Below are 14,314 nucleotides of genomic sequence, written 5' to 3'. Positions count from 1 at the left end.
GGCGCGCGCCGGTCAGGTGCGCGGCACCCGCACGATCAGTGCGTCGCCCTGCCCGCCGCCGCCGCACAGCGCGGCGGCGCCGGTGCCGCCGCCGCGCCGCCTCAGCTCCAGCGCCAGGTGCAGCGCGATCCGGGCGCCCGACATGCCGATGGGGTGGCCCAGGGCGATCGCGCCACCGTTGACATTCACCTTTTCGAGGGAAATCCCCAGTTCCTTGGCGGACTGCACCACCACGGCGGCGAACGCCTCGTTGATCTCCACCAGGTCCAGGTCGCCGACGGTGAGGCCCTCGCGCTCCAGCGCCCGCGCGATCGCGTTGGCCGGCTGGGACTGGAGGGAGTTGTCCGGCCCGGCGACCACGCCGTGCGCGCCGATCTCGGCGAGCCACTCCAGGCCGAGCTCCTCGGCCTTGGCCCGGCTCATCACCACCACGGCGGCGGCGCCGTCGGAGATCGGCGAGGAGGAGCCCGCGGTGATCGTGCCGTCCTTGGTGAACGCCGGGCGCAGCTTCGCCAGCACCTCGGGGGTGGTGTCGGGGCGGATGCCCTCGTCGGTGCTGACCAGCAGCGGGTCGCCCTTGCGCTGCGGCACCTCCACGGGCACGATCTCCGCCTCGAACAGGCCGTTCTGCTGCGCCTTGGCCGCCCGCTGGTGGGAGGCGGCGGCCACCTCGTCCTGCACCTCGCGGGAGATGCCCAGCCGCGTGTTGTGCCGGTCGGTGGACTCGCCCATGGCCACGTGGTCGAAGGCGTCGGTCAGCCCGTCGTACGCCATGGAGTCCAGCACCTCGAGGGCGCCGTACTTGTAGCCGCCGCGGGAGCCGGGCAGCAGGTGCGGGGCGTTGGTCATCGACTCCTGGCCGCCGGCGACGACGACGTCGAACTCGCCGGCGCGGATGAGCTGGTCCGCCAGGGCGATGGCGTCGAGCCCGGACAGGCACACCTTGTTGATCGTCAGCGCGGGCACGCCCATCGGGATGCCGGCCTTCACCGCGGCCTGGCGGGCGGGGATCTGCCCGGCCCCGGCCTGGAGCACCTGGCCCATGATCACGTACTGCACCTGCTCGCCGGAGATGCCGGCGCGCTCCAGCGCGGCCTTGATCGCCACGGCGCCGAGCTCCGCCCCGGAGAAGCCCTTGAGCTGCCCGAGCAGGCGGCCCATCGGTGTGCGTGCGCCCGCGACGATCACGGAGGTGGTCTGGTTGGCGGTCATGGCGCGGCCCCTTCCTCAACGCTGAGGGTGGCGGTTGTGAGGGTTTCCGCCCAAGATACTGAGCGGTACGGACCGCGTCACCGGCGCCGCGGTGTGATCGCGGGCACGTTGCGTGACGGCGTGTGCGCACGGTGGACTTTGAGCGTGGGCCGCCGTTCCGGCGTATGGAACGGAATGAAGATGTTCAACGGCCCGTTGTCCACCGGCGCCGCCCACGGGTGCAGGGTGGACGGCGGCGGGAACGCGCCGGGCTCCGGCGGCCGTGCGGTCCGCACGACTCCCCCGCCCGCCCTCACCGGAAGGCCACCGCATGCTGTCGCGCATCGACCACATCGGCATCGCCTGCTTCGACCTGGACAAGACGGTCGAGTTCTACCGCACGACCTACGGCTTCGAAGTCTTCCACACGGAGGTGAACGAGGAGCAGGGCGTCCGCGAGGCCATGTTGAAGATCAACGAGACCTCCGACGGCGGCGCCTCCTACCTCCAGTTGCTCCAGCCGGTCCGCGAGGACTCCGTGGTCGCGAAGTGGCTGGCGAAGAACGGCGAGGGCGTGCACCACATCGCGTTCGGCACCGCGGACGTGGACGCCGACGCGGAGGCCGTCCGGGGCAAGGGGGTGCGGGTGCTGTACGACGAGCCGCGCCGCGGCTCGATGGGCTCGCGCATCACCTTCCTCCACCCCAAGGACTGCGGCGGCGTCCTCACCGAGCTGGTCACCTCCGCCCCGCGGGGGGCGCACGACGGGCAGGAGGACGTCCCGGAGGAGCCCGAGGCGCGCTGAACCGGCCCGCGCGCGGGTACCACGTCCCGCCGCCGCCGCGAGCGCGGACCGAATACGCTGGTCCCACACGTCCCGGCGGATCGGCTGTCCCCGGTAGAGTGCACTGTCGGCGCGACTTGGGCTTCCGGAGAACGACTGGATCTGCCGGTGCGGATCGGCTGCCGCGGACCGACCGGGCGCCGGGTCGGTCCGCGCGGAGGGCGGTGGCGGGATACGGGTGGCCGGTGCGCCGGAGGACGGGCCACGCCCCGCGGTTGATCTGACACCATTCTCCGGAAGGCCATGTTCATTCGGGAAGGCTCACCCGGACGGCGGAGCGGGGACCACCGCCGCCCGGCCGAGGGCCCGCGACCAGGAGACGGATGGGACCGCGCAGTGCGGGGCTACGACCGCTACGAGGTTGACGACCACCTCTCTCAGTTCGAAGCCGAGATGGAACGGCTTCGCACCGAGCGGAACAAGGCCGTCGATCACGCCGAGGACCTTGCCTACCAGGTGGAGGTCCTGCGCGCCAAGCTGCACGAGGCCCGCCGCCAGCTCGCCCAGCCGCGCGCCTACGACAGCGTCGGCCACCAGGCCGAGCAGCTCCTGCGCAACGCCCAGATCCAGGCCGAGCAGATGCGCGCCGACGCCGAGCGCGAGCTGCGCGAGGCCCGCGCCGCGGGCCAGCGGCTGCTCCAGGAGGCCGCGGAGCGCCAGTCGCAGCTCGAGGCCGAGTGGCACACGGAGGCCGTCCGCAGGCGCCGCCGGCTGGACGAGGAGCTGGCCGAGCGCCGCAGCACCGTCGAGAGCCACGTCAACGACAACGTCGCCTGGGCCGAGCAGTTGCGGGCCCGCACCGAGGCGCAGGCCCGCCGGCTGATGGAGGAGTCGCGGGCGGAGGCCGAGGCCACCCTGGCCGGCGCCCGCGCCGAGGCGCAGCGCCTCGCCGAGCAGGCCCGCGAGCGCGTCGCCGCCGACGCCGAGTCCGCGCGCACCGAGGCGGACGCCCTGCTGCGCCGGGCCCGCGCCGAGGCCGAGCGGCTGCTGGCCGCCGCGTCCGCGCAGGCCCAGGAGGCCACCGAGCAGGCCGAGCAGTTGCGCGGCGACGCCCTGGGCGAGGCCGAGCGCACCCGCCGCGAGGTGGGCGAGCTCACCCGGGCCGCGCAGACCCGCAAGGAGGAGGCCGAGGCGCTGCTGCGGGAGGCCCGCGCCGAGGCCGAGCGGCTGCGCGAGGAGACCGCGGCCGCCGCGGCCAAGCGCCTGGCCGCCGTCGAGGCCGAGGGCGAGCAGCGCACCCGCACCGCCCGCACCGAGGTGGCCCGCCTGGTCGCCGAGGCCACCAAGGAGGCCGAGGCCCTCAAGGCGGAGGCCGAGCAACTGCGCGCGGACGCCGCGAGCGAGGCCGAGCGCATCCGCACCGAGGCCGCGGAGGCCGCCCGCGCCGCCGCGTCCGAGGACGCCGCCGCCCAGTTGGCCAAGGCCGCCAAGGCCGCCGAGGAGATCCTCGGCAAGGCGTCCGACGACGCCCGCGCCGCCACCCGGTCCGCCTCCGACGAGGCCGAGCGCATCCGCGCCGAGGCCGAGGCGGAGGCGGAGCGGATCCGCGCCGAGGCCGCCGAGACCGCCGCCCAGGTGCAGAGCGCGGCGCAGGACGACACCAAGGAGTTCCGCGAGCGCACCACCCGCCTCCAGGAGGAGGCGCGCCGGCTGCGCGGCGAGGCCGAGCAGCTCCGGTCGGACGCCGTCGCCGAGGGCGAGCGGATCCGCACCGAGGCCCGCCGCCAGGCCATGCAGCAGATCGAGGAGGCCGCCCGCACCGCGGAGGACCTGCTCACCAGGGCCAAGGCCGACGCCGACGAGCTGCGCCGGGGCGCCGCCGCCGAGACCGAGCGGGTCCGCGCCGACGCCGCGGAGCGCGCCGCCGCCGCCCGCGCCCAGGCCGAGGAGCTGCTCACCCAGGCCAGGGCCGAGGCCGACGAGATGCGCGCCGACGGCCGCCACCAGGCGGAGGAGCAGATCCGCGAGGCCGAGCGCGAGGCCCGCCGGGTGCGCGCCGAAGCCGACCAGGCCGCCACCAGGATCGCCGCGGAGACCGCGGAGGACGTCGCCCGGCGCAGGGCGGAGGCCGAGGAGCGGCTGGCCGCGGCCGAGCGGGAGCTGGCCGACGCCAAGGCGCAGGCGGAGCGGCTGCGCGCCGACGCCGTCGCCGAGGCCGAGCGGCTGCGCGCCGAGGCCGCCGAGCGGGCCCGGGCGCTGACCGAGCAGGCCGAGGCGGAGGCCGGACGGGTCCGCGACGCCGCCGCGGCCGACGCCGCCGCGGCCCGCGCCGAGGGCGAGTCGTTCGCGGTGCGGCTGCGCGGCGAGGCCGCGGCCGAGGCCGAGCAGTTGCGCACCGAGGCGCAGACCGAGGCGGACCGGCTGCGCACCGAGGCCCAGTCGGTGCGGGAGCGCGCCGACTCCGAGGCCGCGCAGGAGCTGTCCGCGGCCGCGGAGGAAGCCGCGCGGCGCCGCCGGGAGGCGGAGGAGCTGCTGGGCGCGGCCCGCACCGAGGCGGACGCCGAGCGCACCGCGGCCCGCCGGGAGAGCGAGGAGCTGCTCGCCGCCGCCCGCACCCGGGTGGAGGAGGCGGGCGCCGAGGCGGACCGCCTCGTCGGCGAGGCCGACCGGCGCGCGGCCGAGCTGGTGGCGGCCGCCGAGAGCCACGCGCAGGCGGTGCGCGACTCGGTGGCCGGGCTGCGGGAGGCCGCCGAGGAGGAGATCACCGGGCTGCGGTCGGCCGCGGAGCACGCGGCGCGGCGCCTGACCGAGGAGAGCGAGCGGGACGCGGAGCAACTGCGCCTCGCGGCCGCCGTCGAGCGGGAGCGGGCCGCCGAGGACGCGGCGCGGATCCGCGCGGACGCGGCCGAGGAGGCCGCCGCCGCGAAGGCGCTCGCCGAGCGCACCGTCAACGACGCCATCGCCGAGTCCGAGCGGGCCCGCGCCGAGGCGCGCGACGAGGCCAACCGCCGCCGCGTGGAGGCGGCCGAGCAGGCCGACGCGCTGGTGTCGGAGGCGAGCGGCGAGGCGGAGCGGCTGGTCACCGACGCCAGGGAGCAGGCGACGCGGATCACCGCGTCCGCCGAGGAGCGGGCCGACGCGATGGTGGCCGCCGCCCGCAAGGAGGCAGAGCGCCTGGTGTCCGAGGCGACGGTGGAGGGCAACGCCTTGGTGGAGCGGGCCCGCACCGACGCCGACACGATGCTCGGCGAGGCCAGGCGCGACGCGACCGCGATCCGCAGGCGCGCCGAGGAGCTGCGCGAGCGGGTGGAGTCCGAGGTCGAGCAGTTGCACGAGCGGGCCCGCAAGGAGGCCGCGGAGGCGATGAAGTCCGCGGGCGAGCGCGTCGACAAGCTGGTGGCCGCGGCCACCGAGCAGCTCACCGAGGCCGAGGAGCGGGCGCGCACCCTGGTCGCCGAGGCCGAGGAGAAGGCCGCCGAGGTGTCGTCGAAGGCCCAGTCCGAGGCGAGCAAGGTGCGCATCGCCGCGGTGAAGAAGGCGGAGGCGCTGCTGAAGGAGGCCGAGCAGAAGAAGGCCGCGATCGAGCAGGAGGCCGAGCGCACCCGCGAGGAGGCCCAGGACGAGGCCCGGCGGATGGTCGCCGAGGGCAAGCGGGAGCTGGATCTGCTGGTGCGCAGGCGCAAGGACATCAACGCCGAGATCGCCAGGGTCCAGGACGTCCTGGAGGCCCTGGAGTCGTTCGAGGCGCCGTCCAACGGGAGCGGCGGCGGCAAGGGCGGCGTCAAAGCCGGGGCCGGAGCGGGCTCCACACGTTCGGGTGGGAGGCGGTCCGACGATCCCTCACTCGATTGAGTGGGCCATTCTCCAGATTCCCAGTGCGATGACTCGATGACACGCCGCTGTCACGCCTAGGATTCCCCCTATCACTATCACCTCACCGGTCTACGACGTCTCAGCGACAGGAACCCCATGAGCGACACTTCCTCCCCCTTCGGCTTCGAACTCGTGCGGCGCGGGTACGACCGCACGCAGGTGGACGAGCGCATCACGAAGCTGGTCGCCGACCGCGACAGTGCCCTCAGCCGGATCACTCAGCTTGAGAAGCGGATCGAGGAGCTGCACCTCGAGACGCAGAACGCGCAGGCACAGCTCGCCGACTCGGAGCCGTCCTACGCCGGTCTTGGTGCCCGTGTCGAGAAGATCCTGCGCCTCGCCGAGGAAGAGGCGAAGGACCTGCGCGAGGAGGCGCGCCGCGCCGCCGAGCAGCACCGGGAGCTGGCGGAGAGCGCCGCCGCCCAGGTGCGGGCCGACGCCGAGTCCTACGCCGCGGAGCGCAAGGCCAAGGCCGAGGACGAGGGCGCGCGCATCATCGAGAAGGCCAAGAGCGAGGCCGCCTCGCTGCGCGCCGACGCCAACAAGGACGCGCAGACCAAGCGTGAGGAGGCCGACGCGCTCTTCGAGGAGACCCGCGCCAAGGCCGCGCAGGCCGCCGCGGACTTCGAGACGAACCTGGCCAAGCGCCGCGAGCAGTCCGAGCGCGACCTGGCCGCGCGTCAGGCCAAGGCGGAGAAGCGCCTGGCGGAGATCGAGCACCGCGCCGAGCAGCTCCGCCTGGAGGCGGAGAAGCTGCGCACCGACGCCGAGCGCCGGGCCCGCCAGACGGTGGAGACCGCGCAGCGTCAGGCCGAGGACATCGTCGCGGACGCGAACGCCAAGGCCGACCGGATCCGCAGCGAGTCCGAGCGCGAGCTCGCGGCGCTGACGAACCGTCGCGACAGCATCAACGCGCAGCTCACCAACGTGCGCGAGATGCTGGCCACCCTCACCGGTGCCGCCGTCGCCGCCGCCCCCGACGACGACTCGCTGACCCGCGGGGTGCCGGCGCAGCAGTCCCGTTGATCGTCCGCTCCCTCCCGTAGATACGGGGTTCGGCCCCGGAGGGTTCACCGTCGCCCGCCACTTTTTTCGAAGTGGCGGGCGACGGCGTGTCCGGGCCGGCGGGGAGGGCCGTCCCGCCCGGAGGCACGGCGCCTCCACCGGCCGCGCCGGGTGCCGACGCGGCGCCCTCCGGTCCACCGGCTCCGCCCCCGGGCCCGCGCCCGGGCTCCCGGCGCGAGTGGCGGGTGGGGAGGTGTCCGTTTAGCGTGGTTTCGTGATTCAGGTGGAGGGACTGACCAAGCGGTACGGGGAGAAGCTGGCCGTGGACCGGCTGAGCTTCACCGTCCGGCCCGGCGTGGTCACCGGGTTCCTCGGGCCCAACGGCGCCGGCAAGTCCACCACCATGCGGATGATGCTGGGGCTCGACCACCCCACCGCGGGTGGGGTCCGCATCGACGGCCGCCTCTACGACGAGCTGCGGGAGCCGCTGCGCTACATCGGCGCGCTGCTGGAGTCCAAGGCGGTGCACCCCGGCCGCAGCGCCTACCACCATCTGCTGTGCCTGGCCGAGAGCAACGAGATCCCGCCCGCCCGCGTCCGCGAGGTGCTCGACCTGGTGGGGCTGACGGGGGTGGCGCGCAAGCGCACCCGGGGCTTCTCCATGGGCATGGGCCAGCGGCTGGGCATCGCCGCCGCGCTGCTGGGCGACCCGCGGATCCTGCTGTTCGACGAGCCCGTCAACGGCCTGGACCCGGAGGGCATCCACTGGATCCGCACCCTGATGCGCTCTCTGGCCGCCGAGGGCCGCACGGTGTTCGTCTCCAGCCACCTGATGAGCGAGATGGCGCTCACCGCCGACCACCTCATCGTCATCGGCCAGGGCCGGCTGCTCGCCGACACCACGATGGCCGACTTCATCGCCCGCAACTCCCGCGCGTTCGTGCGGGTCCGCACCCCGGAGCCGGAGCGGCTGACGGAACTGCTCACGGCCGAGGGCGTGGTGCCCCGCCCGTCCGACGACGGGGCGTACGAGGTCTCCGGTGTGCCGGCGGCCGCGATCGGCGAGCTGGCGGCGCGGCACCGCCTGGTCCTGCACGAGCTGAGCGAGCAGCGTGCTTCCCTGGAGGAGGCGTTCATGCGGATGACGGCCACGGCCGTGGAGTACCACGCCCACACACCGCTGGACCCGGAGCCCGCGGGTGCGGGCGAGGACCTGCCGCGGTGGGGCGCCGGGTGGCCCCGGTCCCGCGCGCGGCGCGGCGGCGAGCGGGGGGAGGCCCCGTGACGGTCGCCCCCGCGGTGCTGCGCTCGGAGTGGACGAAAGTGCGGACGGTCAACTCCACGGTGTGGACGCTGGTGTCCGCGTTCGTGGTCACGGTGGTCGTCAGCGCGCTGCTGTGCGCCCTGATGAACGCCAACTTCGAGGATCTGACGCCCATGGAGCGGGCCACGTTCGACCCGGCGGGGCTGAGCTTCTCCGGGATGTTCCTCGGGCAGCTCGCGGTGATCGTCTTCGGGGTGCTGGTGGTCGGCAGCGAGTACAGCACGGGCACCATCCGCGCCTCGCTCGCCGCCGTGCCGCAGCGGGAGGTGTTCCTGGCCTGCAAGGTGGCGGTGGCGTCGCTGCTGGTGCTGCTGGTGGGGGTGGCCACCAGCGTGGCGTCGTTCTTCCTCGGACAGGAGCTGCTCGGGCCGCACCGCACGTCCTTCGGCGACCCGGGCGTGGCCCGCGCGGTGTTCGGCGCGGCGCTGTACATGACGCTGATGGCGGTGTTCGCCATGGGGGTGGCGGCGATGCTGCGCGGCCCGATCCTGGCGCTCGGCGTGCTGATGCCGTTCTTCTTCCTGGTCTCCTCGATCCTGGCGAACGTGCCGGGCGCGCGGGAGGTCGCCCGGTACTTCCCCGACCAGGCGGGCGGCCGGATCATGCAGGTGGTGCCGGACAGCGACCCGGCGCCGTACTCGCCGTGGCAGGGCCTGGGGATCATGGTGCTGTGGGCGGCGGCGGCGCTCGCGGGCGGCTTTGCGGCGCTGGCCAGGAGAGATGCCTGAGGCAACGGTCCCGACCCGCGCCGCGCGGAACCGTTTCCCGCTTAGTACCCTCTCACTTTCACGGGGGCGGTGCCCCAATGTCGTGACATCCGATGAGGGGCGGAAAGACGTGATCGAGGCAGTCGGCCTCACCAAGCGCTACGGCGCGAAGACAGCCGTCAACAATTTGTCGTTCCAGGTCAGGCCGGGCGCGGTGACCGGCTTCCTGGGCCCGAACGGCTCGGGCAAGTCCACCACCATGCGCATGATCCTGGGCCTGGACGCGCCCACGGCCGGCCGGGTGACCGTGGGCGGCCGCCCGTTCCGCGACCTGGCGAACGCGCCCCGCCAGGTCGGCGCGCTGCTGGACGCCAAGGCGGTGCACGGCGGGCGCAGCGCGCGGCAGCACCTGCTGTGCCTGGCGCAGTTGTCCGGCATCCCGGCGCGGCGCGTGGACGAGGTCCTCGGCGTGGTGGGCCTCCAGGGCGTGGCCAGGAAGCGGTCCAAGGGCTTCTCCCTCGGCATGGGCCAGCGGCTGGGCATCGCCGCGGCGCTGCTCGGCGACCCGCCGGTGCTGCTCTTCGACGAGCCGGTCAACGGCCTGGACCCGGAGGGCATCCACTGGGTGCGCAACCTGATGCGGAAGCTGGCCGCCGAGGGCCGCACCGTGTTCGTCTCCAGCCACCTGATGAGCGAGATGGCGCTCACCGCCGACCACCTCATCGTGATCGGCCAGGGCCGGCTGCTCGCCGACATGAGCGTGCGGGACTTCATCGCCTACAACTCCACCGGGTTCGCCCGGGTCCGCACCCCCGACGCCGGGCAGGGCGAGAAGCTGGCGCGGGTGCTCGCCGAGGCGGGCGGGCAGGTGCTGCCCGAGCAGGACGGCGCCCTGCGGGTCACCGGCCTCGAGCTGCCGCGGATCAGCGACCTCGCGCACGGCGCGGACGTCCGCCTGTGGGAGCTCTCCCCGCATCAGGCCTCGCTGGAGGAGGCGTACATGCGGATGACGCAGGGCCTGGTGGAGTACCGGTCCACCCAGGACATGCGGGCCGGGCTCCAGCAGCCCGCCGCCCCGTTCCCCGGCGGCGCCCCCGGCGGGTTCCCGCCCGGCGTGCCGGGCGGCCCCCAGCCGCAGGGCCCGTGGCAGGGCGGCCCCGTGCCGCCGCAGCAGCCCCCGCACCTCCAGCAGCCGCACCCCCAGCCCCAGCCGCAGCAGCCGCAGCAGCCATGGGCGCCGCAGGCCCCGGCCGCGCAGGGCTTCGGCGCCCCGCCGCAGCAGGCTCCCGCCCAGGCCCCCGCCCCGCAGCCGGGCTACGCGCCGACGGCACTGGCCACTCCGGCCGCTCCCCCGCCGCCCGCCGCGCCGCCGCAGCAGCAGGCCGCCGCCCCCGACCTCACCAAGCGCGAGAGCGAGTCGTGACCGTGAACCCGTACCCGGCTCCAGCAGCCCCTCCGGCCCAGGGCCCGGCCGGCCCGCCCCAGCCGCCCGCCCAGCCCGTCTTCACCTCCCCGATCCCGGCCCGGCCGACCCACCTCGGGCACGCGCTCGCCTCGGAGTGGACGAAGATCCGCACCGTGCGCTCCACCATGTGGTCGCTCGGGGTCATGGTGGTGCTGGTCGTCGGCATCGGCCTGCTGATGACGTTCACCGTGGGCGAGGACGAGTTCGACGACTCGCCGATCCTCAGCTTCGGCCTGCCCGGCGTGCTGCTCGGGCAGTTGTGCGTGGTGACCCTCGGGGTGCTGGTGGTCACCTCCGAGTACAGCACGGGAATGATCCGCACCACCCTCACCGCCTGCCCGAAGCGGGGCCGGATGCTCACCGCGAAGGCGCTGGTGTTCACCACCGTGGCGCTGGTGCTTTCCACCGCGTCCGCCGGTCTGGTGGCGCTGGTCAACTACGCCCAGTTCGACGGCCGCGACGCCACGCCCGACTACGTCGTCGCCGACGAGTTGGGCCGGCCGGACTTCGTGGCGCACGCCGCGGAGGCGACCACCGGCGAGATCGTCCGGGCCACGCTCGGCGTCGGCCTGTACATGGCGCTGCTCGGTCTGCTCTCCCTGGCCGTCGGCGTGCTGCTGCGGCACACCGCGGGCGCGGTGACGGTAATGCTCGGCGTGATCCTGCTGCCGCTGCTGATCTCGCTGTTCATCCCGGCGGAGGACGTGCGCGAGAAGATCCAGGAGTACTCCTCCATCAACATCGTGGCGCAGTTGTACGAGATCCCGATGGTGGGCGACGCGAACGGCTGGGGTCTGCTCGGCGGTCTCGCGGGCGTGACCCTGGTGGTGCTCGGCGGGGCCTACGCGGCGCTCAACGCCCGCGACGTGTAGGCGCGCACCGCGCGCACCGGCGCGCACGGCACGAGGAGCACGAGGAAGGGGCCCGGCCCCGCGCACGACGCGCGGGGCCGGGCCCCTTCCCGTCGTGCGGCCGCGGTCAGTGGCGCGGCGCGTTGCGGGCCCGCAGGACGTCGGCGCGGCGCCGGTCGCGGGCGTTCCAGCAGCCGCGGTGCCAGTGCCTGCGGTCGTCCACGCCGCCGAAGCTCGGCCACGCCACGACATGGCCCACCCCGGGCGGGATCTCCTGCTCGCAGCCGGGGCAGCGGTAGCGCTTGCCCGCGGCGCCGGCCACCGGGCGCACCACCCAGTCCTCGCCCCGCCAGCTCTCGGTCCGCTCCAGGCCGAACCCCGGCCCGGGGCCGGTCCGCTGGGGCTGCGGCGGTTCCGCCCGCCGTGGGCGGTTGCGGCGCGGGGACACGCGGCTGCCCTTTCGTTCGCTGGGTACGGCCCTGCGCTGGCCGCCCCACCAGGGTACGCGCCCGCGCCGCGGCCGGGCCCGGCGTCCGCCCCCGATGCACTCGTTGGGGGTGCCGCGGGCAGGTGTCCACATTGACGCACGGGCGCGCTCCCGCGCCCGTGCCCCCGGGGACGCCAACACCGTTGAGGGATGGACGCGTTCACGAAAGGAGCGGCAGATGCGTGTGGGAGCGTTCCTCCTCGCCGCCCAGTTCCCCGGCCAGGGGCACGGCGAGGCGCTGCACCGGGCGGTGTCCGCCGCGGTCGCCGCCGAGCGGGCCGGGCTCGACGACGTCTGGCTGGCGGAGCACCACTTCGTGCCGTACGGGGTGTGCCCGTCGGCGGTCACCCTCGCGGCGCTGCTGCTGGGCCGCACCCGTCGGATCGGGGTGGGCACCGCGGTCAGCGTGCTGCCGACCGCCCACCCGGTGGCGCTCGGCGAGCAGGCGGCGCTGCTGCACCTGGTGTCGGGCGGGCGGTTCACGCTCGGGGTGGGGCGGGGCGGGCCCTGGGTGGACCTGGAGGTGTTCGGGGCGGGCCTCGCGGCGTACGACAGCGCCTTCCCCGAGTCGCTGGAGCTGCTGCTGCGGTGGCTGACCCGGCCCGCGGTGGCCGGGCACGGGCCGCGCCACCGGTTCCGCGAGGTGCCGGTGGTGCCCCGCGCCGAGGAGGCCGCGGCGGACGCGCCCGCGCCTCCCGTCGTCGTCGCCTGCACCTCCCCCGGCACGGTCGCGCTCGCCGCCCGGCACGGGCTGCCGATGCTGCTCGGCATGCACTGCGGGGACGGCGAGAAGGCCGAGATGGTCGCCGCCTGGCGGGCGCAGGCCCTCGCCGCGGGCCGCCCGCCCGCCGCGGTGGACCGGGTCGAGCACGTCTCCGCCGGCGTGGTGCAGGTCGCCGACACCCGCGAGGAGGCGGTGGAGACGCTGACCAAGGCGATGCCGGGCTGGCTGCGGCAGGGCCTGGCCGCCCACGTCACCGTGGACGGCCGGAAGCGGACCATGCGGGACCCGCGCGCCTACACCGAGCTGCTGTGCGACCTGCACCCGGTGGGCCCGCCCCGGCTGTGCGCCGGGCAACTGGCGGCCACCGCCGAGCGGACCGGCATCCGCCGCTTCGCCCTGCTGGTGGAGGGGTCGGGCGACCTGGCCGCCACGCAGCGGAACGTGGCCAGGCTCGGCGAGGAGGTGCTGCCGCTGCTGCGCTGAGCGGCCGCGTCAGCAGTCCCGCAGCACCGGGGACTGGTTGAGCACCTGGGCCCGCACCGTCCTGAACCGCGCGTAGCTCTCGTCGCCCTCCGGGCCCGGCGGGAACACGGCCACCCGGTGGCAGTTCTGGAACGCCAGCCGCACCCCGAAGTGGCGCTCCAGCGCGCCCCTGATCGCGTCGCTCGCCAGCGCCCGCAGCAACTGGCCGCGGGCCTGCTCGTCCGGTGGCGGGACCTGGTTGTCGGCGAACGCCCCGCCGTCCACGCCCAGCCGCGCCACCAGCGAGCTGACCATCTCCCAGGCGTACGGCAGGGAGACGCGGACGCAGTCGACGAACCGCGCCTCGTCGACCTCGCCCCGCTCCGCCTGTTCCAGCAGCTCCGGTGAGACGTCGAGCGACATGGGTTCTCCTCTCGCGGCCCGCTGCGGGCAGCGGGCGTGACGGACGCGCGGTCCCCGACCGGCCCGGACGGGGGGACGGGCGGGGAGGGACGGGTGCGTGCCGGTGCCGGGCGGTGCGCGGGCGAAGCGGACGGGCGCCGGGGAGGGCCGAGCGGGAGCAGGGACGGCGCCGCGGCGCGGCCCGGCCCCGTCCGGTGGCGCGCCCCGCAGGCAAACCGTAGGCCAGTGGCGCACAGCGCGAACAGACAGGCCCCAGCCACACATCCGGCGCCTTCCGGGCGGGCCCCGCGCGGCCGCTCCTTCGCGCTCGGATCGCCCGCGCGGGGTCGCATCGACTAGCCTGGCCGACCGTGCGTCTCGTCATTGCCCGCTGCTCCGTGGACTACGCAGGCCGGCTCACCGCCCACCTGCCCCCGGCGCCGCGCCTCATCCTCGTCAAAGCCGACAACTCGGTGTCCATCCACGCGGACGACCGCGCCTACAAGCCGCTCAACTGGATGTCCCCGCCGTGCACCCTCAAGGAGGAGGGGGACGTGTGGACGGTGGTGAACAAGGCCGGGGAGAAGCTGATCATCACCATGGAGGAGGTGATGCACGACTCCTCCCACGAGCTGGGCGTGGACCCGGGACTGATCAAGGACGGGGTCGAGGCGCACCTCCAGGAGCTGCTCGCCGACCGCATGGAGGTGCTCGGCGCCGGCTGGTCGCTGATCCGCCGCGAGTACCCCACGGCCATCGGCCCGGTGGACATCCTGTGCCGGGACGCGGACGGCGTCACCGTCGCGGTGGAGATCAAGCGCCGCGGCGAGATCGACGGCGTGGAGCAGCTCACCCGCTATCTGGAGCTGCTCAACCGGGACCCGCTCCTGGCCCCCGTCAAGGGCGTCTTCGCCGCGCAGGAGATCAAGCCGCAGGCGCGGGTGCTCGCCACCGACCGGGGCATCTCCTGCGTGACGCTCGACTACGACGCGCTGCGCGGCATCGAGGACGACAAGCTGCGGCTGTTCTGAGCCGGCCG

Annotated in this window: 12 protein-coding genes; 9 read left to right on the top strand and 3 right to left on the bottom strand. The window is 75.1% G+C overall.

The features are described 5' to 3' along the window. Positions 1-12 precede the first annotated feature (12 nt). The gene (locus ACYVO2_RS18715; RefSeq protein ID WP_461009006.1) at positions 13-1,212 is read right to left on the bottom strand and encodes an acetyl-CoA C-acetyltransferase; all 1,200 of its coding nucleotides are present in this window, start codon (positions 1,210-1,212) and stop codon (positions 13-15) included. Positions 1,213-1,522: 310 nt separating this feature from the next. On the opposite strand from ACYVO2_RS18715, the gene mce reads away from it, so the two are divergent. The 7 genes from mce to ACYVO2_RS18680 all read left to right on the top strand — a co-directional run bounded on the left by mce (position 1,523) and on the right by ACYVO2_RS18680 (position 11,221). Next, on the top strand, positions 1,523-1,996 hold the full coding sequence (gene mce / locus ACYVO2_RS18710; RefSeq protein WP_461009005.1) for a methylmalonyl-CoA epimerase: 474 nt from the start codon (positions 1,523-1,525) through the stop codon (positions 1,994-1,996). A 375-nt stretch (positions 1,997-2,371) separates the two neighbouring features. Beyond that, positions 2,372-5,827 (top strand): polarized growth protein Scy, encoded by a 3,456-nt coding sequence (scy, locus tag ACYVO2_RS18705; protein ID WP_461009004.1) that lies wholly within the window; start codon positions 2,372-2,374, stop codon positions 5,825-5,827. Positions 5,828-5,944: 117 nt separating this feature from the next. After that, positions 5,945-6,874 (top strand): cellulose-binding protein, encoded by a 930-nt coding sequence (locus ACYVO2_RS18700; RefSeq protein ID WP_461009003.1) that lies wholly within the window; start codon positions 5,945-5,947, stop codon positions 6,872-6,874. Positions 6,875-7,127: 253 nt separating this feature from the next. Then, positions 7,128-8,138 carry an ABC transporter ATP-binding protein gene (locus ACYVO2_RS18695; protein ID WP_461009002.1) on the top strand — a complete coding sequence of 337 codons (1,011 nt, stop codon included), beginning with the start codon at positions 7,128-7,130 and terminating at the stop codon, positions 8,136-8,138. Next, positions 8,135-8,905: an ABC transporter permease gene (locus tag ACYVO2_RS18690; protein ID WP_461009001.1), complete on the top strand. Its 771-nt coding sequence runs from the start codon at positions 8,135-8,137 to the stop codon at positions 8,903-8,905. Before ACYVO2_RS18695 ends, ACYVO2_RS18690 begins: the two co-directional genes overlap by 4 nt. Before the next feature lie 109 nt (positions 8,906-9,014). Continuing rightward, entirely contained in the window at positions 9,015-10,307 is a 1,293-nt protein-coding gene (locus ACYVO2_RS18685) for an ABC transporter ATP-binding protein (RefSeq protein WP_461009000.1), read from the top strand. Continuing rightward, positions 10,304-11,221 (top strand): ABC transporter permease, encoded by a 918-nt coding sequence (locus ACYVO2_RS18680; RefSeq protein WP_461008999.1) that lies wholly within the window; start codon positions 10,304-10,306, stop codon positions 11,219-11,221. Before ACYVO2_RS18685 ends, ACYVO2_RS18680 begins: the two co-directional genes overlap by 4 nt. Before the next feature lie 106 nt (positions 11,222-11,327). On the opposite strand, the gene ACYVO2_RS18675 is transcribed toward ACYVO2_RS18680, so the two are convergent. After that, positions 11,328-11,648, bottom strand: coding sequence for an ATP/GTP-binding protein (locus ACYVO2_RS18675; protein WP_461008998.1), 321 nt, complete (start codon positions 11,646-11,648; stop codon positions 11,328-11,330). A 217-nt stretch (positions 11,649-11,865) separates the two neighbouring features. On the opposite strand from ACYVO2_RS18675, the gene ACYVO2_RS18670 reads away from it, so the two are divergent. After that, complete coding sequence (locus ACYVO2_RS18670) at positions 11,866-12,894, top strand: LLM class flavin-dependent oxidoreductase (protein ID WP_461008997.1); 1,029 nt, start codon at positions 11,866-11,868, stop codon at positions 12,892-12,894. A 9-nt stretch (positions 12,895-12,903) separates the two neighbouring features. Here ACYVO2_RS18670 and ACYVO2_RS18665 read toward each other — a convergent pair whose 3' ends face one another. Next, the gene (locus tag ACYVO2_RS18665) at positions 12,904-13,296 is read right to left on the bottom strand and encodes an SCO5389 family protein (RefSeq protein ID WP_461008996.1); all 393 of its coding nucleotides are present in this window, start codon (positions 13,294-13,296) and stop codon (positions 12,904-12,906) included. 350 nt (positions 13,297-13,646) lie between these two features. On the opposite strand from ACYVO2_RS18665, the gene nucS reads away from it, so the two are divergent. Beyond that, positions 13,647-14,306 (top strand): endonuclease NucS, encoded by a 660-nt coding sequence (gene nucS / locus ACYVO2_RS18660; protein ID WP_461008995.1) that lies wholly within the window; start codon positions 13,647-13,649, stop codon positions 14,304-14,306. Positions 14,307-14,314 lie beyond the last annotated feature (8 nt).

Source organism: Streptomyces capparidis, assembly GCF_054782095.1.
Note: the sequence above shows the minus strand (reverse complement) of the source record. Positions and strands in the feature narration are given on the sequence as shown.